The sequence below is a fragment of the Paenibacillus sp. FSL F4-0100 genome (assembly GCF_037993005.1).
Taxonomy (GTDB): Bacteria; Bacillota; Bacilli; order Paenibacillales; family Paenibacillaceae; genus Paenibacillus_AQ.
On record NZ_CP150303.1, the window covers coordinates 5055437 to 5080332 of the forward strand.

Here is a 24896-nt window from a genome sequence, read left to right on the forward strand (position 1 = left end):
TGCTCTCGGAATATGGCGACTTATGCGCTTTTCCGAGAAATGATCCTGCACTCGGCTTAATTAGTCAAAATTATGTTATCATGGAATATGTTATCATGGAAAAGGAATACTTTTATACAAAAATCACCAGCAGGAGTTGAAATCTAAGTTATGATGCATTCAGAATATAGATCTGAACGTTCATCCTTCCGCTTCTCGTACTTACTCACTTTGGTCACCTTAGTTCTGTTACCGGTCGTCTATAAACCGATCAGCCAGTTTTTTGAAGCCTTTGGTATTCATACACAATCAGGGGGCATTGCCGGCTCGTTTCTCGTGTTCTTTCTAAGTTTGGGTCTCATTCTTACACTGTATCGGCTAATCTTCAGAGTATTCCCCATCATTACCCGGCCTGGTCTCAAAGTATACGTATTATTCGGTCTACTCTTCCTATTGATTATCGGGACCTACGAATACAGGAGCACATACCGCACGGTTGAAGCGGCCGTGTTCAATGGGAAGCATGCTTTTCTTGAGGCATCTTTCAGGGTTGATCATGCTGAAATCATACAATCAGAATTATCGCCGAACAAGGCATATGCTTTCTTGGATACACCTGGAACGGGATTGCATTTATCAACCTATACCAAGGGATGGTTCGGATGGAACACTTCATTTGCAACAATATTATACCCTCCTGCTGAAGATTCCTCTTCTCACTCCGTATTCTCGGAGACAAGCAAGTATTCATCACTCGTCATTGGCGTATATAGAAGCCAGGAACCCTTTCAGGTCCAAGTAAATGGTCAGCCGGTCCACACCATACCTTATCAGCAACTCAAGCCAGATGTCAGTGAAGATTTGTACATTTGGTACTACGAATGCCAGCCGGGCATGCTCGAGAACATGGATAAGGGTCATATTACCGTGCGTGACGTCAATGGAATTATGATGGATCGACTTGACTTATAGCAGGATACAAAAAAACGCTCCTTCACCTGCCAAGCGGCAAGAAAGAAAAGCGTCTTTTAATTTCTGTATTCTAAAACCTAATCCTCATGCTGTTCCATGAACTCAGCCATCATCCGCTGTTTCACTTCCCAGACCTCTTCACTCAGATTAACGCGGTATATTTCCGGATTCAGCTTCCGCAGATACTCCGGCCAGAACTGATCCAGCTGAGCATCATGATAGCTGCGAATCTCTTCAAGCTTCGGCAGCTCATACACCAGTTCGCCATTCAGGAACACCGGTTCAAGCATGGACACCGCTTCAAAATTCTTTACATTCTTGCGCATGTATGGATGCAGCGGATTAAACAGCTTTAATTTCCCGTTTTCCGGCGGCATCTCTTCTTCCGGGAAGCAGATGTAATCGGCTATCGCTTTGCCACTTCCCTTGGATATGATGCGGTATACTTCTTTTTTGCCTGGTGTGGATACTTTTTCGGGGTTGCCCGAGATTTTGAGAGTCGGCACCATCTTGCCGTCAACTTCCCGCTCCACGAGCTTATAGACGCCTCCAAGCGCAGGCTGGTCGGCTGCCGTGATCAATTGGGTACCAACGCCCCAAGTATCCACTTTAGCCCCCTGTGCCTTGAGATCCAGAATCGTTCCCTCATCCAGATCATTGGATGCCACGATGCCAACATAATGAAGACCAGCCTCATCCAGCATCTTCCGTGCCTGAATCGACAGATAGGCCAAATCCCCGCTGTCCAGACGAATAGCATTCATCCGCTTCCCTTGAGCCTCCAGCTTCTTCGCTGTTACAATGGCATGGGGAATCCCGCTCTTTAACGTATCAAAGGTATCCACCAGCAGCGTCACTTGATCCGGCATCACCTCGGCAAAAATATCAAAGGCCTCCTGCTCACTCCGGAAGGTCTGCACCCAGGAATGCGCATGCGTACCTTTCGTCGGGATTCCGAACTTCTCGCCAGCCAGCATATTCGATGTGGCATGGAAACCGGCCAGATACGCAGCACGCGCGCCCCAAACCGCGGCATCCGCTTCCTGTGCACGTCTTGTGCCAAACTCCAGCAAGGTATCGCCGCTGGCAACCTGACGGATACGGGACGCCTTGGTGGCGATCAAGGTTTGAAAGTTCATGAAGTTCAAGAGTGCCGTTTCAACCAGCTGTGTTTCAAAAATGGTCCCTTCAACTCGAATGAGCGGCTCATTCGGGAATACCAGCGCCCCCTCTTTCATGGAATGAATATTTCCATGAAAACGGAACCGGCGAAGCTCCTCTAGAAATTCAGGTTTATACTTCTCTTCCTGTTTGGCCAAATACGCGATATCATCCTCCGTGAAACGCAAGGATTCAATATAATGTACAATCCGTTCAAGACCGGCAAAAACCGCGTATCCGTTACCGAATGGCAGCTTGCGGAAATACGCCTCAAACACCGCACGCGTACGATGAGAGCCATTTATCCAGTGAGCGTACATCATGTTGATCTGGTATTTGTCCGTATGTAGTGCTAATCCTGCTGTCAGCATCACGATCATCCTCCACTGTTACCCGGTTCATCTAGGCTTCCGGGTGGTTCAAGCTGTCTATTGATTAAGAAGTTCCTTACTTCGCACGACCGATGCCCCGAGACTGCCTTGAAAGTGACTTAAAGCCCACTTGTGTCCCTCCGGATTAAAGCTCGCGACGGCATCTTCATAAATCGTAATCCGGTATCCGTAATTATAAGCATCCACTGCAGTATGCAGAACGCAGATATCGGTGCATACTCCGACGAGATCGACTTCGGTAATCCCGCGTTCCCGCAGCTTCTGGTTCAGATCCGTACCGCAAAATGCGCTGTATCTCGTTTTGTCCATCCAATAAATGGTGTCCTTGCGTTCCTCATATACCTGCTGAAGTTCACCGTACAATTCCCGCCCCCGGGTTCCCCGAATGTTATGCGGAGGAAACAGCTTGGTTTCGGGATGATAAGCATCATTGTGCTCATGCAGGTCCACGGCCATTACAACAAAATCACCACGATCACTGTATGACTTGGTTAGCTCCGCGATTGTGTTCTGAATGTTGATGGCGGGTTCGCCTACAGGCAGATTGCCATCCACGAAATCATTCGTGAAATCTATCACGATCAAGGCTTTCATCTGACACACACTCCTCTTCAACATGATTAATGTGATCGATAAAATAACAGCGGGTGAATCCATTCCATTCCATTCCTACGTATAAATCGATAGCAGTGGTGCATGATCCGTAAAACGATACAATTGGGCCGGCCGTTGGGAATATTGATTGGAATTTAGCGGCTTGCCGTTCTCATCACGGGCTTCTTCCAGTATCCCCTGCCTGCTGCGGGTCGATGTGATTTTGCGGATGAAATTGGGCTCGTTGAACTCGGGCACGACGGTCTGAATGACCTGGTACAACTCACTCAGTGTAAAATGCTCCGGTAAAAACTGCCGTGCAATTGTCGTTTGCAGCATTTGCTGCTGAATCTTGCGGTACGCATCCATAATGATATCCCTGTGGTCAAAAGCAAGCTCCAGCTCCTCCAGAGCTTCCGCTACAGTAAACAGACCCACCTCTTCCGCATCATCGGCAGCCTGGCGGTGCTCCAGCATCCATTCTTCTACCAACGCATAGAATGCATGGCTGATGATCCAGCCCCTTGGATCCCGTCCCGGTGCGCTGTACACGCCCAAGTACTCCAAGTGACCGCCGTCCACCCCGGTCTCTTCTTTCAGTTCCCGTTTGGCGGCATCGTAAATAGACTCACTCTCACGACAAAATCCACCAGGGAGTGCCCACATCCCCGCACATGGCCATGATCTTCGCCTGATCAGCATCACCTTAAGCTCACGTATGGGCAATGTCTTGGTGAAGGTTTTCCGTTCCCGCTTCGTCAAGGTAAACATCACGATATCGGCGGGTACACCATCCGGTGTTCTGTATTTCTTGGCACTGCTCTTTGGCGCCTGTTCGCGATCCGTCATTTCCATCACCATAACTATTATTTTGATAATTTCATTATGACATATTTAAAGATGATGTCAAGGATTTCCTGACCTCATCCTCTTTATAAGTGTACTATGCCCTATTCATTCTCATTCTGTGCATAATGTAGCAAGAATAGAAAAGGTGCGGAACCATCCATTCCGCACCTCGTTTCATCTATCCGCAGCTGCTTGGCGGCGTATCTTTTCCTGTTTCCACATTCACTTTTTCCGAAACGGTATCATGAATCACGGACACGACCAGCTGAAGAAGATAATTAATATCGCTTTGACTTTGCTGGAATTCCATCACGAGCGGAATACCGTCAATTTCCTCTTGCAGTTCCTCGATCTCCCGTTCGATTTTGGCAACCATATCCTTGTTCTGGAACGATTCAAAGGCTACGATTTCTTTTTGCTTTTTCTTAATGGTTTTAATCAGGTTTTGAACCCGTTCGTGGTTCTGGATCTTCTCTTCGGCCTGCTTAAACATCTGAACTTCTTCACTGGTGGATATTAATTCAGCCAGCTCGCCGGCTTTTGCTAAAATATCGTCACGTATAATCAATTCACGAGTGTTGTAAGTTGACATACCGTATGTGTTCGTACGAACATGATCATGTGCCAAGGTTCATCGCTCCAATTCTTCATCATCTATATGGGAATATGCAGCACCAGCCGCATTCTGCTCGCGGCCCAATGCTGCATTGGAATGCTGTGCTTCTCTATTATACCGCATCCGAGGCAGGAATCGTGTTCGGGATCATATCCCCTTTGATATACCAGGTCTTCGTATCCGTAATTCGTACATTCACGAAGCTGCCTATGAGATCCGCTGAGCCTTCGAAATGAACCAGCTTATTCGTGCGTGTGCGTCCCGACAGCATGGAATCATTGTTCTTGCTGACACCTTCTACAAGGACCTCCACCGTAGCGCCAAGCAGCCTATCATTGCTCTGGCGGCTGTACTCACTAATGGCTGCATTCAAACGTTGAAGCCGCTCGCTCTTGACCTCCATCGACACATTATCCTCCATCACTGCAGCCGGTGTTCCTTGGCGAGGAGAATAGATGAACGTATAAGCAGCATCATAACCTACTTCTCGCACAAGAGACAGCGTCTCCTCAAACTGCTCATCGGTCTCACCGGGGAACCCGACAATAATGTCGGTGGTAAACGCTACATTGGGAATTGCCTTCTTAATTTTATGGGCCAGTTCCAAATACGTCTCGCGTGTATATTTGCGGCTCATTTTTTTGAGCACTTCGGAGCTGCCCGACTGTACCGGCAGATGAATATGCTCGACCAGGTTGCCACCCTTCGCCAGCACTTCGATCAGATGATCGTCGAAATCCCTTGGATGGGATGTCGTGAAGCGAATACGTGGGATATCGATCTTGTGAATATCATCCATCAGATCGCCGAAACGGTACTCGATATCTTCAAAATCCTTGCCGTAGGCGTTCACGTTCTGACCGAGCAGCGTAATTTCCTTATACCCTTGCCGGGCCAATTCACGAACCTCAGCAATGACATCCTCCGGACGCCGGCTGCGTTCCTTGCCGCGGGTGTATGGAACGATGCAATATGTACAGAATTTATCACAGCCGTACATAATGTTGACCCAGCCGCGGAGACCTTCTCTCTTCTTCGGAAGATTCTCAACAATGTCGCCCTCCTTGGACCACACTTCAACCACCATTTCCTTGCTAAAGAGCGCTTCCTGAATAAGGTGAGGCAGACGATGTACGTTGTGCGTACCAAAGATCAAATCCACGAAGCCATGCTTCTGGAGAATTCGATTAACAACCGATTCTTCCTGCGACATACAGCCGCAAACCCCAAGCAGCATATCCGGCTTTTCGATCTTCAAATGCTTCAGGTGGCCGAGTTCGCCAAACACTTTGTCCTCCGCATTTTCACGAATGGCACATGTATTGAGCAAAATGATGTCCGCCTGCTTCCGATCCTCGGTTGCCTGGTAGCCCATCTGCTCCAACAATCCCTTAATCGTCTCGGAATCATGCTCATTCATCTGACATCCGAACGTATACACAATATAATGCTTGCCAGCTCCGATGCTTCGGAACTCTTCCGGCAGCTCGGTATCATACAATACTTCGACACTCTGCTTGCCGCGCTGTTTTTCCTGTCTATGATTAGGCTCCGAAAGGATGTTGATTTCCCGGCCATTGATGCGAATTCTCTTCCCGTGTTCATCTTCCGAGAGAACTTTGGCTCCTGAAAAATCAAAATACTTGGAGTAGTCCTTACTTTCTTTGGACATGCTTGGTCACTCCTTAGATCCGCAAAATCTTTGGTTTACATGACAAAATATCTTAAATAGGCACTGTTTTAAATTATATCATGATCTTATTGCCTAAGCTACCACCCTGGCGTTATTGAGGCTAAACCTTAACAGATGAACTTTTTCCTTCAAATTGGCTTCGCGAAACATTAAACCCTTGGGAAATTTCAAAAAAGAGCCTGAAATCGAAGTGAATCGACTCAGGCTCTTCCAGCTGTGATCGCTTAACAGCAGCACATGCGTGACACATACAGTATGTTCATAAAGGTTTACTGAAGCTATGGATTAATCAATAATTTCAGCAGTGTCTCCGGTTTTGGCGCCAGCAGCGTTAGCTTCATCGGTATCGATGTGCATGTCGAGCGCAAAATTATCGGATACGCGGGCAATGACATTCTCCAGTACAAGACCGCGTTCGCCGCCTAAGCGTACCTTCAGCAGATCCTTGTCTTTAATCCCCCATTGATCCGCAACGGACGTATGGAAGTGAATGTGACGAGCAGCTACGATAACACCTTCGTCCACCGTTACTTCACCTGCCGGGCCTTTAATCGTGATACCCGGGGTACCGGCGATGTTTCCGGATTCGCGTACGGGTGCTTTTACACCGATGGCGAAGGAATCCGTGCGGGAAATTTCCAACTGGGTTGCAGGACGTGCAGGTCCCAAAATTCTTACTTTATCGAATTGTCCCTTCGTTCCAATGACCGCTACCGTTTCGTTGGCTGCGAATTGTCCTGGTTGGGACAATGGTTTGAACTCTGTAAGCTGATATCCAGGGCCGAACAATGCCTCAATATGCTCTTGGGTTAAATGAATATGGCGGGCGGATACACCCACAGGTACAGTTTTACTCATCTGTCTCACTCCTTGTTTTTCTCTATATGCTGTACATGCCATCACCTATTATACTCTCTATTACCCAAAAATAAAAAGGCAACCCGGGTGATTCAGGCCGCCTTCTTCCGTTTCATGAGCAATCTGCAACAGGATTGTCAAAGTTATCCTCGAATCATGGTCGTTATGCGAAAGGTTACTATGCTTGAGTTGACAATGAAGGTAAATTCTGCTCAAGAAAACGGAGGGCATACTCCGACATCCAGCCCTTGACCATCGATTCAGGATAATGTTTAAGCAGCAGCTCTTGAAAATCCGAATACCGGCCCGGATGCTCAAGTCCGGCTACCCATTGATCAATCCCGTCGAAATCCGAACCAAACATGATGTGCTTCTCTCCGCCCATCTCACAAATTTTCTCGATGTGCGGCAATACGTCCTCCGGCTTGACACGCTCTACACCGCTGCGGATAAACCAGGGCACAAACGCGATTCCGATCATCCCGTTAAGCGCGATTAATGCCCTTATCTGTTCATCATTCAAATTCCGGGGATGCTGGCAGACGGAGTACGCATTGGAATGCGAGGCGATAATGGGCCCTTTGGTCAGCTCCGCGAGCTCCCAGAAGCCAGCTTGGGACAGATGGGACACATCCAGAATAATACCTGTCGAATTGCATAGCTCTACCAGTTGACGCCCCCGTTCTGTGAATCCCCCATTTCGCTGCTCCAATGCTCCATCTGCAGCCCAGTTCGCATAATTCCAGGTAATCCCCATAAAACGAACGCCCATCTCAAACAAGAGCTGGACGTAATACAGATTCCCCTCCAGCCCGTCAACGCCTTCCAGCGACAGAACGCCGTACCGTCCATTCTTCCGTTGTCCGAACTCTTGGACTTGTTCTTGCCAGAGCAGTGGCTTCAGATGACCCGGTTTAACAATGCGGCTGCGATAGGTATCGATTTGTGCCAGCACCCGTTCAAAGGAAGGTCTCCCCCATTTCTCCGATAAAAAAACAGCGAACACCTGAAGGGCCAGATCGCCCTCCTCCATGCGCTGCAGCGTTACATCCAAATGCGGGTCGTCCACAAAGGAGGCTTGGGAATCTTCCCACATTTTGCTCAAAACATCACAGTGAAAATCAACCGTCCGCATCGCGCCATTCATCTCCCTTCTAAACTTATCACAGCAAAAAGCCTGTTTACACCAAGGAGAGTAAACAGGCTAATACCTCAACATTCGAAATTCATCTAGGTTCTACGATCAATTTAATTGCCGTCCGGTCTTCGCCATCAATCACAATATCCGTAAAAGCAGGGATACAAATTAAATCCACCCCGCTCGGTGCTACAAATCCCCGGGCAATCGCTACCGCTTTAATGGCCTGGTTCAGTGCTCCCGCCCCAATCGCTTGCAGTTCCGCCCCGCCTCGCTCCCTCAGAACTCCAGCGAGCGCCCCTGCAACTGAATTAGGATTGGATTTTGCTGAAACTTTTAATACTTCCATGGTAAGTACCTCCCCTGGGAATGTTGAGTGATGGTTTGCTTCCGCTTACTAGATGTTATTCGTGAGAGGGGAAAAAATTCCTGCTTTTTACCATCCGTTCCTAATTTAATTAAACGGATTCCGCCTTTTTTAATCCATCCGCCATTCGTCTTCGTACATGCGGATTTTCTGTATCTTCCGGGCTCTTCCCGTTTCCTCATCCATATCCACGCATACGGCATGGAACTGCCATTTGCCTTCGTCGACCTGGAAACGAGCAGGAAGCTGGGTCTTGAACTTATACATTACCGCATCACGCTGCATGCCGAGGATGCCTTCCTTGGAGCCGACCATGCCGGTATCCGTAATATAAGCTGTTCCTCCAGGCAGTATGGTGTCGTCATTGCTTTGTACGTGGGTGTGCGTTCCAACTACCATCGAGGCGCGGCCTTCCAGATGCCATCCCATGGCAATCTTCTCCGAGGTTGCCTCTGCATGGAAGTCCACCAGAATGCACTTCGTCTTCTGGAGAAGTTCATCCACAATGTCATCGGCTGCACGAAACGGGCAATCGATCGCTGGCAGGAATGTTCGTCCCTGTAAATTCACAATCGCTAGCTGTTTGCCGTTCGCTTTGATGATCGTGTATCCGCGGCCCGGTGTGCCGGGCGGAAAGTTTGCCGGACGAATCATGCGAGGCTCATCATCGATAAACTCAAAAATATCCTTGTTATCCCACGTGTGATTTCCCAAGGTGATGCCATGAATGCCCCAATTAAAAAATTCATTGGCTATAGCCGAGGTAATGCCGCGTCCTGAAGCTGCATTCTCCCCATTGGCAATTATGATGTGCGGATTATATTTGGACTTCAGCTCCGGAAGGGAAGCCTTCAAAGCTTTACGACCTGTACTGCCGACAATGTCTCCGATGAATAATACGTTGATGTCAATCACTCCTTCAGGGATGCTTGTCCTGATTCCCGGCAAGACCGTTCCCGATTCATATATGTCCGAACTGTATTTTCGGAAATTTCAAAGATAAAAAGTGGCCGGATTGCGGCCACTTTTTAAGGTCCAAACTCTATTTTGCGTAATCCACCGCTCGGGTTTCCCGGATAACGGTGACTTTGATATGACCCGGATAATCCAGTTCATTCTCAATCGTTTTGGTAATGTCGCGTGCCAAGCGGAATGCTTCAGCATCGTCGATTTTCTCAGGCTGTACCATGACACGAACTTCACGTCCTGCTTGAATGGCATAGGATTTCTCAACGCCTTCAAAGGATTCGGAAATTTCTTCGAGCTTCTCAAGACGACGGATATACGTCTCAAGCGTCTCTCTGCGTGCTCCCGGTCTGGCAGCAGACAATGCGTCAGCTGCGCCAACCAGCATGGCAATAACCGAAGTTGCTTCACAATCACCGTGATGAGAGGCAATGCTGTTGATAACCACCGGATGTTCCTTATACTTCTTCGCCAGCTCCACGCCGATTTCAACGTGCGATCCTTCCACTTCATGATCCAGCGCTTTACCGATGTCATGCAACAGTCCTGCCCGTTTCGCAAGCACGATGTCTTCGCCCAATTCGCCGGCCATCAGGCCAGTCAAATAGGCCACTTCCATGGAGTGTTTCAACACATTTTGTCCATAGCTTGTACGGAATTTCAGTCGACCCAGAATTTTGATCAAATCTGGATGCAAACCGTGAACGCCAACCTCGAAGGTGGCTTGTTCTCCATACTCGCGAATGCGTTCGTCCACTTCCTTGCGGGATTTCTCCACCATTTCTTCGATACGAGCCGGATGAATCCGTCCGTCTGCCACGAGCTTTTCCAAAGCTGTACGGGCAATTTCACGGCGAATCGGATCAAAACCGGAGAGAATAACAGCTTCCGGAGTATCATCGATAATAAGGTCAATCCCTGTAAGGGTCTCAAGCGCACGAATGTTTCGGCCTTCACGTCCGATAATCCGGCCCTTCATTTCTTCATTCGGCAAGGTGACTACAGATACCGTGGTCTCAGCTACGTGATCAGCCGCACAGCGTTGAATAGCCAGCGTGATGATCTCGCGTGATTTCTTATCTGCCTCTTCCTTCGCCTGCTGCTCGATTTCTTTAATCATCTGAGCGGTTTCATGACGAACTTCCTGCTCAACATTACTGAGAATAATGCTGCGGGCATCCTCCATCGACAGGTTGGAGATGCGCTCCAATTCTGTCGTTTGTTTCTTGTAAATGGCATCGATTTGCTGCTGGGTCTCTTCTATTCGTTTCTCTTTGTTCGCCACTTGTTCTTCTTTACGTTCCAAAGATTCTATTTTTTTATCCAGCGACTCTTCCTTTTGCAACAATCTGCGCTCCTGCCGTTGAATTTCATTCCGGCGCTCACGAGTGTCTTTTTCAGCTTCGGCTCTGATTTTATGAACTTCGTCTTTAGCTTCGAGAACCGTTTCTTTCTTCAATGCTTCTGCTTCCTTCTTCGCACTTTCTACGATCTGCAAAGCGGCATGCTCGGCACTGGAAATTTTAGCTTCTGCAAGGGATTTGCGAATAAAATAACCGAACCCAAAGAATATAGCGGCTACAACGAGAACGATTATGATCCACCAAATTGGATGCATCTGATCACCTCCTCGTTGGTTCCTCCAAGGCATTCCTTGGGAAATGTGCAATTGTCAGGTTACTCATTCATACATAAAATTTTCCGGCAGTGGAAGCTGCCGTCCATACTGCGAACGCCGTATCACGTACGCAAATCCCGCCTTACCCAGCGGAATACATTTCACTATGAATTGGCGATTTAAGAATCTTTCACAAAGTAGTCACTTTTTTGGAAGGAAAAAGGATTCTAATTTATGATAAAAAGATTCATATTTATTTTAGTATTTATAAAAAGATATTGTCAAGGGAAAGCAATGGGTAAACGTCAGTTTCATCCAACGAAACCATTTCTTTCACGAAAAAGTGCCCAATTTGCCCTTTATTCGAAATCTTCCAGTCCATCGTCCCACTCACCCTGTTGCTGATCCTCATCGACCAGACGTTTGAGTACCTGACGCACCTGGTCCCCGCCGAAGCCCCTACGCATTAAATATGCTCCCGTTTTACGTTTGCGATCCAGCATCTCCCCATGGGTTTGCTGCCATTTTTTCCGTCCCACGGCGAGCGCGCTCTCCAATTCGGCATCTGCACTGATCTCGCCCAATGCCTCGGAGATCAGCTCCGTGCCGATTCCCTTCTGTCTCAGTTCCTGCTTGACCCACAGCCGTCCCTTCTTATGGCTGGTCATTCGCTGCTCTGTCCACATCTTGGCGTATAACGCGTCATCAATCAGCTTGTCCTTCTCCAGGCGCTCCAGCGTCGTCTCCACGCTGCTCGGCTCGAAACCTTTTTGCTGCAGTCGCTGGGTGATCTCCTTGGCTGTTCTTGGCTTCCTAGCCAGATGATTCAACGCCTCTACGTAAGCCCGCTGTCGCTCGTCGGCCACGATAATTTCTTCCAACTCTTCCTTACGAAAAACATTTCCCTTGAACATCCTGTATTTCAGCATTACATCTTCATGAACGGTCATGAGGTACGGACCAAACGCGATTCGGTATCGATGTTTGGGCTTTTTCAGCATTTCGACTGAAGTTACAACCAAATCCTCGTGAGCCGGAAAATGCTCAATACCTGATGATTCTGCCTGCTCCGACATTTCTTTATTCTCTTCTTCCATATGTCGCTCCTCTCACTACCGCGCCATCCTGAGTAAAATAACCAAGACTGACTCTCAATTCTGGATAAATGCAAAGAAGACCGTCTGGTGTTACAAACACCGGACAGTCCTCAACACTTAATCGTTAACCAGCAATTTACTATTCTACTTTAAACAACTCTTGCTCTTCTATTTCCTCTTGTTCCTTATCCTTCTCGGAAGGCTCAGGAACAGCCGTAGTCAGATTGCTCGCTTCACGGATTTTGTTCTCGATAACACTAGCAATCTCCGGATTCTCCTTCAAGAATTGCTTCGCATTCTCACGTCCTTGGCCAAGACGGTCACCTGCATAAGAATACCATGCACCACTCTTATCCACGATATCGAGGTCCGTTCCGATATCGATTAGGCTTCCCTCTCTAGAGATGCCTTCACCGTACATAATATCAAGCTCAGCCTGTTTGAAAGGTGGCGCTACCTTGTTCTTAACAACCTTAATCCGTGTGCGGTTACCCACCACATCGTTCCCCATCTTGATGCTCTCAATTCGACGCACATCCAAACGAACCGTCGAGTAGAACTTCAGAGCACGTCCGCCTGGAGTCGTCTCAGGGTTACCAAACATAACACCAACCTTCTCACGAAGCTGGTTGATAAAGATGGCAATCGTTTTCGATTTATTAATAGCACCCGACAATTTACGAAGAGCCTGGGACATCAGACGAGCTTGCAGACCCACGTGGGAGTCCCCCATGTCGCCTTCAATTTCAGCTTTTGGAACAAGCGCAGCAACCGAGTCAATAACGATGACATCCACTGCACCACTGCGTACCAGAGCTTCCGCAATTTCCAACGCCTGCTCACCCGTGTCCGGTTGGGAGAGCAGCAATTCATCAATATTAACGCCCAGTTTGCTTGCATACGATGGATCCAGAGCATGCTCGGCATCGATAAATGCAGCCTGTCCACCAGCCCTCTGAACTTCCGCAATAGCATGGAGGGCTACTGTTGTTTTACCGGAGGATTCCGGTCCATACACTTCAATAATCCGGCCTCTAGGCAAGCCGCCGGTTCCTAAAGCTATATCCAATGCCAACGATCCGCTCGGCACAATCTCAACTTGCATGTGGGTGGATTCACCCAGTTTCATGATGGAACCTTTTCCGAACTGTTTCTCTATCTGACGAAGCGCCATTTCCAGCGCAGCACGACGATCTGACAATTGTTCCACAACCCTTCACTGTTGATAGTCATATCATACCTTGTTTTGACACGTTTGCCAAGCTTTTTTTCGAACATACATTCGTTTTTTTTATTCAACGCCCCTTCCGGTATATGCTCCATCCCCTATGTATAAAGAACAAGAACCGTGGCAACATCATTCGATATGCCACGGTTCTTCCGTATTTCCCATTATACTTGGAACTGTTCGTTAATTCAAGAAGAGGTACCAAGCAAGGTGTAAATTATTTACTTTTTTTGAAAAGCGGATATCTCTATTTTTGCAAAATTAATCTTGTTTGGAGGCAACAAGACGCTGCCAAAGCCGGTAGAGCAGCGCCTTCGTCGCACGGAGCCGGATCGTCTCACGGTTACCCTGGAGGTGCAGCTCATGCACTTCTGTTTCTTTTCCCCGTTGAGACAATCCGATGTAAACAAGACCTATAGGCTTGCGTTCAGCGTACCCTGGACCTGCTACGCCCGTTACCGATAAACCAAAGTCGCTGTCGGTTACCATCCGAACATGATCTGCAAGCGCTTCGGCAACCTCCGCACTGACGGCTCCCGGCGCATCATCCCCCTCGAGCAGCGCATGCGGGATATGCACAAGCTTCTCCTTGATCTGGTTAGTGTAACAGACGATCCCGCCAAGGAACATCGATGCGCTGCCGGGGATGGAGGTCAGCGTCTCCGCTACAAGGCCTCCTGTGCAGCTCTCCGCGGCGCTTAGCGTCCAGCTATGATCCGCCATCATATCTACAATAACCTTCTCAATGGGCACATCCTCGTTAGCATACATAAACTCAGGGCCTCTCTCCTGGATCCGGGCTTCCAGTTCATTCAGCCGGACCATCGCCTCAGCCTCGCTGGAAGCCTTCGTGGAGATTCGGACGGTGACCTCCCCTTCCTTGGCATACAATGCAATCGTCGGATCGGTCTGGGCCGTAATCAGGTCTTCCAGGCGCTTATCAAGCGCGGACTCCCCGATGCCTGCGAATTTGAGCATCTTCGAATAGATGGGAAGCTCTCCCGTAAGCACATGCTGCAGAAGCCAAGGCTTGGCCTCCTGCTCAAACATCGGCATCAGTTCTTTCGGCGGACCCGGCAACACAATATAATGAGTGCCTTCATACGATACCGCGTTCCCGACGGCGAGGCCTGTTTCGTTCGGAAGCGGAGTCCCTCCCTCGATGGCCAGGGCCTGGCGCCGATTGTTCTCGGTCATTACGGATCCCCGTTCTTGGAAGAAACGTTCGATCCGGTCCATAGCCATCCGATCAATATGCAATGAACGATTCAGAAAGGATGCGAGCGCATCCTTCGTCAGGTCATCCTGTGTGGGGCCCAGGCCGCCGGACAGAAGCACGATATCGGCTCTGCTGCTGGACAGCTGCAAGGTCTCCTTGAGCCTCTCCATGTTATCCCCGACAACGGTTTGATAGTACACATCGATTCCCATTGAGGCAAGCTGTCTGGACAAATACTGTGCATTGGTATTCACAATCTGTCCAAGGAGAAGTTCGGTTCCAACTGCAATGATTTCTGCTTTCATGATTCGTCGATCCTCCTGTATCTTCTATCTCTTCACAATACTCGCCACTCGCCGTCACAAATTTATTACCCTGCGGAAGAAAAAAGCAATAGGATAGCTCCTATTGCCGTTATGCCCCGGTACCTTTAAGAAGATGCCTGTTCTGGACAAAATATTCGATTCCCGAATAGATCGTAATTATCGCGGCAGCCCAGATTGCAATGACATCAAACGGAATTCCCAAGAATACAAACGGGAAATTATTGATCAGAAGCGCGACAATTGCCACAATCTGAATCACCGTCTTGATTTTTCCTGATTGACCTGCTGCAACGACGGAACCTTCCAGGAGCGCAATTTGTCTCAAGCCAGTAACCGCGAATTCTCTGCTGATAATGACAACAGCAATCCATGATTCACATTTCCCCATCTCCACAAGCGATATGAGGATAGCTGCCACCAGCAGTTTGTCCGCGAGCGGATCCATAAGTTTACCCAGGTTTGTCACCATATTGTTTTTCCGGGCCAAATACCCGTCAATCCCATCCGTGCTTGCAGCAAGTATGAATATCAAAGCCGCAATCAATTGGTTATAGGGCAGGACAAAATCATTCCATACAATAGGAGCCGGATAAAAATCAAAATCCACCAGCAGAAAAATCATCATGACAGGGATCAAGCAAATGCGGGCCAACGTGATACGATTGGGTAAATTCATGGGGCAACCTCCCTTGCAACGGGTTGTCTTGAAATTTTCGCAGACCCCGCGACTGTTATCCATCTGTACTTCAATAGGGTCGCTCTTCCCAAGAGCCTAAAGGGTTTGAAGCGTGAAGCGCTGTCTGTCATATTCATCCCCCAGTGATCTATGTATACGTTAATCCTTATATATCGTTTTTTAGTATAATATTTCCGCTCACGCCCTGTCAAAAGAAACAACCTGTCCATCCAATCCTACGTGAGCCTGTGACGGCGTTTATTTGAAATTGGTGAACTGCAGGTCCAGAGAAAGATCCGCTTTGCGAAGCAGCTGCATGATCTGTTGAAGATCGTCCTTGTTTTTTCCGGTTACCCGAATTTGGTCACCTTGAATCTGACTCTTGACCTTCAGCTTGGAATCACGGATCAATATATTGATCTTTTTCGAATTTTCCTGATCGATCCCTTGCTTTAAGGTCAAACGCTGGCGAACGGTACCCATGGAAGCCGGCTCGATCTTGCTGTACTCCACATTTTTCAGCGACAAGCCCCGTTTCACCATCTTGGTTTGCAAAATATCAATAACGGCGTTGAGTTTATACTCGTCATCGGATGCAATGACCAGTGCGTCCTTGTCCAGCTTCAAGCTGCTCTTGCTGCCCTTGAAGTCAAAACGGTTCTCAATCTCCCGCTCCGCCTGATTAACCGCATTACTAAGTTCCTGCATATCCATTTTGGATACGATATCAAATGAATTTTCTGAAGCCATGGTGAATCCTTCCTTTCATTAACGATAATGCTTCTATTATAGGTAAAACATAGAGACAAGTCTAATCCCATTAAGGATCAGCGGGTGGATCCGGAACGAAAAAGACTCCGCTTATCGCCAACACCCGGCGAAAACGAAGTCTGCTCCTTCAACTGCTAGCTTTCTCATCCTGCACCGGACGGCGGAACATGCTCAATATACCAAGCAAAATATGTGCCAGTCCAAAGCCTAATATGCCATATCCCCAGTCGCTTGGAATCAAATAATAGCCCAAGAGGCTGACGATGACGCCTAATCCGAATATAATCCAGTTGACCGTCACGAAAGCAACACCTCTTCCATGAAGCGAAATAACAGCATGCAGCTGCATGCTGTTATTTTGGCCTGGAGGTGAGACAATTATTCTACATCCGTAGTGCCTGTAGAGTCAGTAGTACTGGTATCCGTAGTCCCTGTGGAACCATCTGCCGGCTCCAGCAAGATACGCGACGTTGATTTCCCATCTGTTACGGGCTGGCCGCCAACCGTAATGGTGGTTGCAGCGGAATTCCCCGATTTCACGTAGAGTCCCTGGCTATCCAGGTCAAAGCTGAGCGCAGCACCATTCTCAAGCATTTGGAAAGCCAGCTTCTCCCCGGAGGTATTGTAACCACGATACACTTCTACCCAGCTCTTTCCTTCACTTGTTGCCACAATTTCAACCTTCACAGACGAGCCTGATACCTTAAATACGGTGTTCTTGCCTTCCGTCCGGTCCTGCGTCACCGTAGTTGCTCCAGGCGTTGTATTCCCTGGTTCATCGATGTCCGTGCCATCTGTTCCATCCGTTGCGTCTGTTCCTTCACCGTCTGTGCCTTCGTTACCTGTACCGTCCGTGGCGTTATCGCCGCCCTGCGCTCCGTCACCTGGGGTGGCGGGATCCGTATTGCCAGAATCTTCCGGCTTTTGCGCTTGATCCGTCTGCGTCTGGTCATTATTGCTTACCTGAGGTTCATCCTTAGGCTCATTCGAATTGATTGCCACCAAATAAATGACGACAACGATCAGAATCGGGAATGTCCACATCAGCAGAGTAGGCAGCCATTTCATGTTCCGTTCGGCTGAAGGTCTGGTGGCACGCTTTTGAATAACCGGCTCCATGGTCGCTTCCGGTTCGGATTTAGGCACATCCTGTTTATGACCTTCAAGCAGTTCGTCCGGGTCAATCCCCACCGCTTCCGCATAGGTTTTGATGAATGCCCGCACGTAAAAACTGCCGGGAAGTACTTTGTAATCCCCTGCCTCGATGGCTTCCAAGTATCGCTTGCGTATTTTTGTCATTTCCTGCACATCATCAAGGCTCATCCCTTTTTGTAGACGCGCCTCCCTCAATTGCTGTCCCAGTTCGGACATGCCATCACCTCCTACTTTAGAATTTCGTGGTCAAAGTCAAAAAAATATTATAAATCGTCACTATAAGAGCCCGTGAACGTATCATAAACGATTTCCTCTTCCGGATTGTTTCGCAATTCGATTATAATGTCGAAATCATCATAGGAATATTCGGATTCGCGAACAAAAATATCCGGATGCTCGATCACCTTCGTGCTCCCCATCCCCATAATATCCTGCAGGAGCTGATAGTGGCGCTCATTCGATCGGATCGTGCTGACAATCCCGTCAATGATGAAAACGTTGTTCGAGTTCATCTCGTCCTCAGAGAGTTGACTGCGAATGGTTTGGCGGAGCAGCGTAGAGGAGACAAACGTCCAGCGCTTCATCGCGCAGACGCTGCCAGCGATAATGGACTCGGTTTTGCCGACGCGAGGCATTCCGCGAAGACCGATGACCTGATTACCTTCCCTTTTGAACAATTCACCCAAAAAATCAACAAGTAAACCGAGCTCATCACGCGTAAAACGAAACGTTTTACGATCATCCGAGTCCCGGTCAATATATCGTCCATGTCGGACAGCCAAAATATCCACCAGTTTTGGGGGTCTCAAGGCTGTTACCGTAATATTTTTCATTTTGTTTAACATTTTGCCCATCAGGATAATTTTTTCTTCATCATCCGTTTCCAGCAGCATTCCGCGAGTTTGGCCTTCAACGCCGTTAATTGTCAGGATGTTGACTTCGAGCATACCTAACACGGATGCAATGTCACCGAGCAAACCAGGTCGGTTCTTATGTATCTTGTATTCCATGTACCATTGATTCGATTCCACAAAGACACCTCTTTGCACTTCTTTTCCATCAATATTCGACAAATTTCAGCGAAAATCGCACGCAAAAACAGGTCAAATGAAAAATGGGTCACGTTAATGATATATAAAATAAAAATGAAAGGCAAGTATTAACGATGACATGAAAATTACATTCTTTTTTCTTGACAAAAAGCCCCCGTTGGCGGGGGGCTTTTTGCAAGAGGGTTATGCGTTGTTCTTGGCCAGTTTCACCATCAGACGCGCGATAACGTGGCGTTCTTCCTCGTTACCTACATCCCACAATTCTTTCAGTGCCCGGTTAGATGAGTTTTGCGGATCAACCTTCTCATCAAGGAAATCACCAATCTCATAAGCCAGCTGAGAAATGGTGTCTTCACTCATACCCGCTTTCTCGGCTTGAACGACACGATCGCCCAGGAATTTCTTCCAAGAATCAAAGTTTTTGATTACGGATGACATGAGTTAAATCCTCCTTTTGCGTGGTGGCAATTCAGATTTAAAGTAACAATAGTAATATGTCCCCGTAACCAATACCTTATGAGTGGTGAATTGCACCACGAACTTACGATCAGGTCACCCAGCCGCCATTCGGGCTGATCACTTGCCCGGTAATGTATCCCGACTCGGGAAGCGCCAGAAAATACACCAGTGATGAAATCTCATCCGGCTGTGCCAATCTGCCGACCGGAATCTCATCCTCCAGCATGCGGATCTCATCCGATTCCAGATGCCCCAGCATGGACGTATCCACCGCTCCGGGTGCAACGGCGTTCACCGTCACGCCTGATGGGGCAAGCTCCTTCGCAAGGGCCTTCGTAAAGGCGTTAACGCCGCCCTTGCTTGTTGAATACAATACCTCGCAGGAGGCACCCGATAAACCCCAGATTGAGGACACATTGATAATCCTGCCAAACCGCTGGGAGATCATACGCCCCATAAACGCCTGGGAACACAGAAACATCCCTCTCAGGTTAATGGACATCAAAGTGTCCCACTCTTCTTCCGTCACGTCAGACAGAAGCCCATAATGGGATACCCCGGCGTTGTTTACCAGGATATCGGGCTCCATATCATGACTCTGCAGCTTCTCTTTCATGCGCAATATCTGCTCTTTGTCGCGAAGGTCCGCAGATACGGTTAATACCTTAGCTCCATAGCCCATACAGCGACGGGCAACTTCATTGGCCGCTTCATGCGAATTCATGTAGTGAATAACCACATTCATGCGTACCGAGGCAAAGCGCTCGGCAACAGCCGCACCAATGCCTCTGCTCGCACCGGTGATCAGCACCGTCATTTCCCCGATCGGTTTCAGTTCTCTTCCCATGTCTTGCTTCATTACGGACTCACAACGATCGATACGGCCAATTGATCCCAATCGACATGCTCCTGCAGGCGGCGGTTTACATCATCAATGGCAATGGATTCATAAACCGAAAGAACCTTGAAGAAATCCACCCCGCGGAATTGATAGCGAGTGAATTCATGAGCAATGTTTTCCGGGGAATTGAGCATACGCAAGTATCCGCCCATTTTCTTTTTGCGGGCACGTTCAAAGTCGGAGACCTGAAATCCGGTTGCCTTTAGCTTATCCACCTCTGTGCGGATGCGCTCCAGCAGTTGATCCGGATCCTTCGTATCTCCGCCAACAGCAGAGAACGCATACTGGGGTGAACTGTTATACTCATGGCCGAAGCTGTCGGAAATCAAATCTTCGTCATATAGCTGCTGATACAATTCCGTACTGGATCCGAACAGGAGATCCATCATCAGCTTCGTTGTCAAATCGCGTCGCAGCTGCTCCTCGGCCGTTAAACCGATCTGCTTCTCCTTGAAGCCGAACAGGCATTTCGGAAGTGATACAGCCAGGCGGCTCTCTCTCCGCTTCTCTTCAACTCCCTGCGGCTCTTGATCGAATAAACGCTCAATGGAGCCTTGCTTCTCATACGATTTCGCGGCTTGATTCGAACGGATCAGGTTCATCGTTTCTACAGGATCTACGCCACCCACCACGAACAGCAGCATGTTGCTCGGGTGATAAAACGCATTGTAGCACGTATACAGATCTTCCTTCGTAATCGTCCCGATGGATTCAACCGTACCGGCAATATCAATATGCACCGGATGCACCTTATACATCGCTTCGATCAGACCGAAGTATACGCGCCAATCCGGATTGTCCTGGTACATGTTGATTTCCTGGCCGATAATCCCTTTTTCCTTCTCCACGTTCTGATCGGTAAAATAAGGGTTCTGCACGAAATTGATCAGTGTCTCCAAATTTTCATGGATGTTCTCCGTGGCAGAGAAGAGATACACGGTCTGGTCAAAGCTTGTAAATGCATTCGCCGAGGCACCGTTCGAGGCAAACTTGGCAAAAATGTCGCCTTCCGGCTCCTCAAACATTTTGTGCTCGAGAAAATGCGCAATGCCATCAGGTACGCGAGTTTCGGACTCGCCTTCGACCTTGAAATGGTTATCCACCGAACCGTATTTGGTTGCGAAGGTCGCATAAGTTTTCTGGAAGCCGGGTTTAGGCAGCACGTACACGTGCAGCCCGTTATCCATCACTTCGTAGTACAGCGTCTCCTGCAGGTTGTCATAATGAATGCTCTCCACCGGCTATTCCTCCTTTTGACCTTTCAGGAAATAGATCGTATCCAGCGAAAATGCCGCAGCCGCCTGCTTCACATCATCCACTGTAATGCCTTCCACCTGCTGCAGCAGCTCATCCGGCGTACGTTCCCGGCCTGAGAGCGTCCGATTGAAGTCATAGGCAATCATCTCAAAGGCCGAATCCTGCATTTCCTTAATTACGTTGCGAATCATCGCTTTCGTTTGGGTCATTTCGATATCCGTAATGGCACCCTTAGCCATGTCATCAAGCTGCTGGCGAATAATTTGGACGGCCTTCTCGAAATTTTGAACTTCGATGCCGGACTGAATGGTAGCAATCCCTTTATGACCGTCATATCGGGACGACGCGTAATACGCCAGACTTTCCTTCTCCCTCACGTTAACGAATAGCTTTGAATGCGGGTAACTTCCCAAAATCCCGTTATACATGAGCGCAGCGGCATACTCATCATCGCCGTAAGTAATCGTGCTTCTCAGGCCCATGTTGAGCTTGCCTTGATTAATGTCCAGCTTCTCCACAACCGTCTGCGTCTCGCTCGCGACCGTTCGTGTGGTGGAAGGGACATAATCCTTACTTCCGGTTCGGTTCAGTTTAAAATGCTCCTCTACGAGCTTCTTCACCTCATCCAAACTCGTATCGCCAACTACATACAGATCAAGAACAGATTCATTAAGCCAATTCTGATAGGACTCATACAAGCCTTCCGGCGTGATACCGTCAAGATCCTTCCGTTCTCCTAACGGATGCAATCGATACGGTTCGTTCTTGCACATGACCTCAATGCAGCGTTCCGCGGCGTAACGAATCTTATCATTGACGATGGACTCCAGCTTCTTGCGGACCGTGTCACGCTCGGTCTGTACATAAGATTTGCGGAATGTGCCATTCTCTAGCACAGGCTGGGTGAAAGCTTCACCCAAAAAAGCAAATGAAGAGCGCAGCAGGCTCTCCGGACTCTTAACAAAAGAGTCATTGATCGTATCCATGCGAAAGTGCACGATCTGATAATCGCCACGCTTATACACGTCAAATCCAAATCCGGCGCCATATAACTGCTCCAACTGCTCTCGGAATGCTCTTGTTTCCGGGTATGAAACGGTTCCTCTGCGCAGCACAAAAGGTGTAAGCGCGGTCGAGGTCACGGTTTCTTCTGCTAATGGACTTCCGGCGTAAAGCGATATCGCAAATGTCTTGAATCGGTTGGTCGGCAACACGTGAATTCGTATTCCTCCGGCCATACCGTGTTCAAATTCCGTTTTCGTCAAGGTCCATATCCCCTTACATCATGGATTGTCGTTGCCATAATTTACTTCATAGATAACTTTCATTCTAACCCATTGCAAAGTGAAGAAGCAACCGAAGACAGGCCCCGGTTGCTGTTGTTTGCGGCTTACATACAGAAGATATGTTGACCGATGGTTTTGACTTGAGGGCGGGTCCATATCCATGGCGAGGTCGCTGTTTTCGGATTAAAGTAATACAGACAGCCCCCTGTCGGATCCCAGCCATTTAGCGCCTGCTCTACGGCTTTCCGCGCCTGCTCGTTCGGCTCAAGCCATATTTGACCGTCAGCTACAGCGGTAAAGGCTCTCGGCTCAAATATAACCCCATGCGGCGAGTTAGGGAAGCTTGGAGATTTCACTCGATTGAGAATAACCGCCGCTACGGCAACCTGGCCTTCGAACGGTTCTCCGCGCGCTTCGCCATAAACGGCATTCGCCATGATCCTTAAATCGTTGTCTGAAAGTCCCATGGTATTCGAAGAGGCTAAGTTGTTATTGCCGCCTTCCTTGTTGGATGTACCGCCGCCCGCACCGGCCGCTGCTCCGCCCCCACCTTCATGAAGCTTCGGAGCGGTCGGACGGAAATCCTTGGTTGCATTATACAGTTTAAGCTTGACCTTCGGACCTACGATACCGTCAACCTTCATGCCAAACTCCGATTGGAACCATTTAACGGATCCTTGGGTTTTGGAACCGAATACGCTATCGATTTTGCCATGATAAAAGCCCAGGTATTTCAGACGGCCTTGCAGCTCATACACATCTTCGCCGGTAGAACCAAATTTGATGGTCTGCTGGCTAAAGGTTGGCAAAGCTTCCTGAAGATTTGAATGATCTGCTTTAAGGCCTCCCTGAGCTAAGACAACGGCAGATAACAGGATCGCAATGCTGATCAGAATCCAGATTCTTGAGTTTTTCATGCTGCGCTCTACCTTTCTCTTGTGGTTTAACAAGCCTCGCTACCGTTATTATGACAAGCCTGCCAGTTTCCTATGCACCTGTTCGGCGAGAGGAGCGAACGAAGACGGCACATCATTGAAACACAAAGAGAGCTGTTCCTCTAAGGAACAGCTCCTTGTCGTTCGGAGTAGAGTTAACGATCCTGCACCGATTTATTCAGATGTTCTGCCAAGTTCTACACACGCCATGACCAACGCTCCGACCCCATGAAGATCATTCTCGCATTGATGCCTTTCCACATAGTGCTTATAATCGCCGACACCTGTCCCGATGCAGATTTTAGGCATAACCAGATGCCCCTGATCATTCATATATACGGATTGGGCCAGGCCAGTATATCCGTGTCTTGCGTGCGAGATCAGGGAAGAATCCAGGTAACCGAGACGGATTCCTTTGGCTAAGGTATATATGAAGAGACTGGAGCATGAGGTTTCCAGCCAATTGTCCTCCCGGCCCCCCTTATCTATAACCTGATACCACAGCCCGGTCAGCGGATCCTGATAACGCACCAGCGCCTCACTTAATTCGCGGAGCACGACAGCCAGTTCTTCCCTCGCCGGATGATCCTCAGGCAGTAAATCAAGGAATTCCACGATCGACAGCGCATACCAGCCTAACGCGCGTCCCCAAAATTCCGGGGATTGTCCGCTAACCGGATCTGCCCAAGGCATCGTTCTGCTCTCGTCCCAAGCATGATAAAATAACCCGGTTGCCTGATCCTTGGTATGGGAACGCATCAACCTCTCCTGGAACAGCACCTCGTCAAATAAATGCGGCTCGTTATACTGCTGCGCATATTTCATCGTGAACACGCCACCCATATACAAGCCGTCCAGCCACATCTGGTAAGGATAGCGATCCTTATGCCAGTATCCTCCATCCGTGGTCCGATTCAGCGTAGATAACAGACGGAGCAGTTTATCAGCGGCAGCCCTGTACCGATGTTCGGGACATACAGCATCCAGCTCCATCAGGAGTTGGCCCGCTTGAACGGAATCCAGCTCCCCCCGCTCCAGCAGCAGATTCCCGTTGGAGTCCACCAGATGATCGACATAACCCTTTACGTAATCCAGAAACTTTGACTCACCGCTAAATTTCCACAATTGAGACATGCCAACCAGAAATACGCCCTGGTGGTAATGCCACCGCCCTGCAGGCGGCAGCTGCTCCGGCGAATACGTTCCCATGATCGATTGACAAGCCTTGGTGCCAAGTTGTAGGGGTGATAAGGTTAACGGTCCTTGCTGCTGAATAGGATTGGACATATGTGCTCCTCCTCTTTTTTCTAACCATCGTTCCAACAACTCAC

The 24896-nt window shown here is 48.7% G+C and carries 25 protein-coding genes; 1 reads left to right on the forward strand and 24 read right to left on the reverse strand.

What is annotated here, in order from left to right; all coding sequences use genetic code 11:
* The first annotated feature begins 150 nt into the window (after positions 1–150).
* Positions 151–951: a hypothetical protein gene (locus MHH48_RS22700; protein WP_076324918.1), complete on the forward strand. Its 801-nt coding sequence runs from the start codon at positions 151–153 to the stop codon at positions 949–951.
* Positions 952–1028: 77 nt separating this feature from the next.
* Here the strand turns inward: MHH48_RS22700 and MHH48_RS22705 are convergent, their stop codons facing one another.
* The 24 genes from MHH48_RS22705 to MHH48_RS22820 all read right to left on the reverse strand — a co-directional run bounded on the left by MHH48_RS22705 (position 1029) and on the right by MHH48_RS22820 (position 24852).
* On the reverse strand, positions 1029–2483 hold the full coding sequence (locus MHH48_RS22705; RefSeq protein WP_076324919.1) for a nicotinate phosphoribosyltransferase: 1455 nt from the start codon (positions 2481–2483) through the stop codon (positions 1029–1031).
* Between the two features lie 57 nt (positions 2484–2540).
* Positions 2541–3098 (reverse strand): isochorismatase family cysteine hydrolase, encoded by a 558-nt coding sequence (locus MHH48_RS22710; protein ID WP_076324920.1) that lies wholly within the window; start codon positions 3096–3098, stop codon positions 2541–2543.
* Between the two features lie 75 nt (positions 3099–3173).
* A complete protein-coding gene (locus MHH48_RS22715) occupies positions 3174–3959 on the reverse strand; it encodes an NUDIX domain-containing protein (RefSeq protein WP_071220157.1) in 786 nt (261 codons plus the stop codon).
* A gap of 166 nt (positions 3960–4125) precedes the next feature.
* A complete protein-coding gene (locus tag MHH48_RS22720; protein ID WP_076324921.1) occupies positions 4126–4575 on the reverse strand; it encodes a YlbF family regulator in 450 nt (149 codons plus the stop codon).
* A 100-nt stretch (positions 4576–4675) separates the two neighbouring features.
* Positions 4676–6235: a tRNA (N6-isopentenyl adenosine(37)-C2)-methylthiotransferase MiaB gene (gene miaB / locus MHH48_RS22725; RefSeq protein WP_076324922.1), complete on the reverse strand. Its 1560-nt coding sequence runs from the start codon at positions 6233–6235 to the stop codon at positions 4676–4678.
* Between the two features lie 306 nt (positions 6236–6541).
* Entirely contained in the window at positions 6542–7114 is a 573-nt protein-coding gene (locus tag MHH48_RS22730; protein ID WP_076324923.1) for a phosphate propanoyltransferase, read from the reverse strand.
* Positions 7115–7292: 178 nt separating this feature from the next.
* Positions 7293–8249 carry a membrane dipeptidase gene (locus MHH48_RS22735; protein WP_076324924.1) on the reverse strand — a complete coding sequence of 319 codons (957 nt, stop codon included), beginning with the start codon at positions 8247–8249 and terminating at the stop codon, positions 7293–7295.
* Between the two features lie 91 nt (positions 8250–8340).
* Entirely contained in the window at positions 8341–8601 is a 261-nt protein-coding gene (locus tag MHH48_RS22740; protein WP_006211249.1) for a stage V sporulation protein S, read from the reverse strand.
* A 129-nt stretch (positions 8602–8730) separates the two neighbouring features.
* On the reverse strand, positions 8731–9525 hold the full coding sequence (locus tag MHH48_RS22745; RefSeq protein WP_179090707.1) for a TIGR00282 family metallophosphoesterase: 795 nt from the start codon (positions 9523–9525) through the stop codon (positions 8731–8733).
* 136 nt (positions 9526–9661) lie between these two features.
* Positions 9662–11203 carry a ribonuclease Y gene (gene rny / locus MHH48_RS22750; protein WP_076324926.1) on the reverse strand — a complete coding sequence of 514 codons (1542 nt, stop codon included), beginning with the start codon at positions 11201–11203 and terminating at the stop codon, positions 9662–9664.
* A gap of 359 nt (positions 11204–11562) precedes the next feature.
* Positions 11563–12300 carry a RecX family transcriptional regulator gene (locus tag MHH48_RS22755; RefSeq protein WP_076324927.1) on the reverse strand — a complete coding sequence of 246 codons (738 nt, stop codon included), beginning with the start codon at positions 12298–12300 and terminating at the stop codon, positions 11563–11565.
* Positions 12301–12439: 139 nt separating this feature from the next.
* Positions 12440–13501 carry a recombinase RecA gene (gene recA / locus MHH48_RS22760; protein WP_076324928.1) on the reverse strand — a complete coding sequence of 354 codons (1062 nt, stop codon included), beginning with the start codon at positions 13499–13501 and terminating at the stop codon, positions 12440–12442.
* A gap of 288 nt (positions 13502–13789) precedes the next feature.
* The gene (locus MHH48_RS22765; protein ID WP_076324929.1) at positions 13790–15052 is read right to left on the reverse strand and encodes a competence/damage-inducible protein A; all 1263 of its coding nucleotides are present in this window, start codon (positions 15050–15052) and stop codon (positions 13790–13792) included.
* A 109-nt stretch (positions 15053–15161) separates the two neighbouring features.
* Complete coding sequence (gene pgsA / locus MHH48_RS22770; RefSeq protein ID WP_076324930.1) at positions 15162–15749, reverse strand: CDP-diacylglycerol--glycerol-3-phosphate 3-phosphatidyltransferase; 588 nt, start codon at positions 15747–15749, stop codon at positions 15162–15164.
* Between the two features lie 258 nt (positions 15750–16007).
* Positions 16008–16499, reverse strand: a complete 492-nt coding sequence (locus tag MHH48_RS22775) for a YajQ family cyclic di-GMP-binding protein (RefSeq protein ID WP_076324931.1) — start codon at positions 16497–16499, stop codon at positions 16008–16010.
* Positions 16500–16647: 148 nt separating this feature from the next.
* Complete coding sequence (locus MHH48_RS22780; RefSeq protein WP_144023504.1) at positions 16648–16821, reverse strand: DUF4175 domain-containing protein; 174 nt, start codon at positions 16819–16821, stop codon at positions 16648–16650.
* 77 nt (positions 16822–16898) lie between these two features.
* Positions 16899–17891, reverse strand: a complete 993-nt coding sequence (locus tag MHH48_RS22785; protein ID WP_076324932.1) for a helix-turn-helix domain-containing protein — start codon at positions 17889–17891, stop codon at positions 16899–16901.
* Between the two features lie 47 nt (positions 17892–17938).
* Positions 17939–18706 (reverse strand): DUF3388 domain-containing protein, encoded by a 768-nt coding sequence (locus MHH48_RS22790; RefSeq protein WP_076324933.1) that lies wholly within the window; start codon positions 18704–18706, stop codon positions 17939–17941.
* A 204-nt stretch (positions 18707–18910) separates the two neighbouring features.
* Complete coding sequence (locus MHH48_RS22795) at positions 18911–19165, reverse strand: DUF3243 domain-containing protein (protein WP_076324934.1); 255 nt, start codon at positions 19163–19165, stop codon at positions 18911–18913.
* Between the two features lie 109 nt (positions 19166–19274).
* The gene (fabG, locus tag MHH48_RS22800) at positions 19275–20045 is read right to left on the reverse strand and encodes a 3-oxoacyl-ACP reductase FabG (protein ID WP_076324935.1); all 771 of its coding nucleotides are present in this window, start codon (positions 20043–20045) and stop codon (positions 19275–19277) included.
* The gene (locus tag MHH48_RS22805; RefSeq protein WP_076324936.1) at positions 20045–21325 is read right to left on the reverse strand and encodes a pitrilysin family protein; all 1281 of its coding nucleotides are present in this window, start codon (positions 21323–21325) and stop codon (positions 20045–20047) included. Before MHH48_RS22805 ends, fabG begins: the two co-directional genes overlap by 1 nt.
* A gap of 3 nt (positions 21326–21328) precedes the next feature.
* Positions 21329–22609: a pitrilysin family protein gene (locus tag MHH48_RS22810; RefSeq protein WP_076324937.1), complete on the reverse strand. Its 1281-nt coding sequence runs from the start codon at positions 22607–22609 to the stop codon at positions 21329–21331.
* A gap of 125 nt (positions 22610–22734) precedes the next feature.
* The gene (gene sleB, locus MHH48_RS22815) at positions 22735–23547 is read right to left on the reverse strand and encodes a spore cortex-lytic enzyme (protein WP_076324938.1); all 813 of its coding nucleotides are present in this window, start codon (positions 23545–23547) and stop codon (positions 22735–22737) included.
* Positions 23548–23739: 192 nt separating this feature from the next.
* Positions 23740–24852: a glycoside hydrolase family 88 protein gene (locus tag MHH48_RS22820; protein WP_076324939.1), complete on the reverse strand. Its 1113-nt coding sequence runs from the start codon at positions 24850–24852 to the stop codon at positions 23740–23742.
* Positions 24853–24896: the final 44 nt, after the last annotated feature.

Coding starts and splice junctions, on each gene's coding strand:
- pgsA (WP_076324930.1), bottom strand. CDS start 15,749: ATGAATTTACCCAATCGTATCACGTTGGCCCGCATTTGCTTGATCCCT.
- MHH48_RS22785 (WP_076324932.1), bottom strand. CDS start 17,891: ATGTCCGAACTGGGACAGCAATTGAGGGAGGCGCGTCTACAAAAAGGG.
- MHH48_RS22775 (WP_076324931.1), bottom strand. CDS start 16,499: ATGGCTTCAGAAAATTCATTTGATATCGTATCCAAAATGGATATGCAG.
- MHH48_RS22730 (WP_076324923.1), bottom strand. CDS start 7,114: ATGAGTAAAACTGTACCTGTGGGTGTATCCGCCCGCCATATTCATTTA.
- MHH48_RS22700 (WP_076324918.1), top strand. CDS start 151: ATGATGCATTCAGAATATAGATCTGAACGTTCATCCTTCCGCTTCTCG.
- MHH48_RS22740 (WP_006211249.1), bottom strand. CDS start 8,601: ATGGAAGTATTAAAAGTTTCAGCAAAATCCAATCCTAATTCAGTTGCA.
- rny (WP_076324926.1), bottom strand. CDS start 11,203: ATGCATCCAATTTGGTGGATCATAATCGTTCTCGTTGTAGCCGCTATA.
- fabG (WP_076324935.1), bottom strand. CDS start 20,045: ATGAAGCAAGACATGGGAAGAGAACTGAAACCGATCGGGGAAATGACG.
- sleB (WP_076324938.1), bottom strand. CDS start 23,547: ATGAAAAACTCAAGAATCTGGATTCTGATCAGCATTGCGATCCTGTTA.
- MHH48_RS22705 (WP_076324919.1), bottom strand. CDS start 2,483: ATGCTGACAGCAGGATTAGCACTACATACGGACAAATACCAGATCAAC.
- MHH48_RS22765 (WP_076324929.1), bottom strand. CDS start 15,052: ATGAAAGCAGAAATCATTGCAGTTGGAACCGAACTTCTCCTTGGACAG.
- MHH48_RS22710 (WP_076324920.1), bottom strand. CDS start 3,098: ATGAAAGCCTTGATCGTGATAGATTTCACGAATGATTTCGTGGATGGC.
- MHH48_RS22820 (WP_076324939.1), bottom strand. CDS start 24,852: ATGTCCAATCCTATTCAGCAGCAAGGACCGTTAACCTTATCACCCCTA.
- MHH48_RS22735 (WP_076324924.1), bottom strand. CDS start 8,249: ATGCGGACGGTTGATTTTCACTGTGATGTTTTGAGCAAAATGTGGGAA.
- MHH48_RS22755 (WP_076324927.1), bottom strand. CDS start 12,300: ATGGAAGAAGAGAATAAAGAAATGTCGGAGCAGGCAGAATCATCAGGT.
- miaB (WP_076324922.1), bottom strand. CDS start 6,235: ATGTCCAAAGAAAGTAAGGACTACTCCAAGTATTTTGATTTTTCAGGA.
- MHH48_RS22715 (WP_071220157.1), bottom strand. CDS start 3,959: ATGGTGATGGAAATGACGGATCGCGAACAGGCGCCAAAGAGCAGTGCC.
- MHH48_RS22795 (WP_076324934.1), bottom strand. CDS start 19,165: ATGTCATCCGTAATCAAAAACTTTGATTCTTGGAAGAAATTCCTGGGC.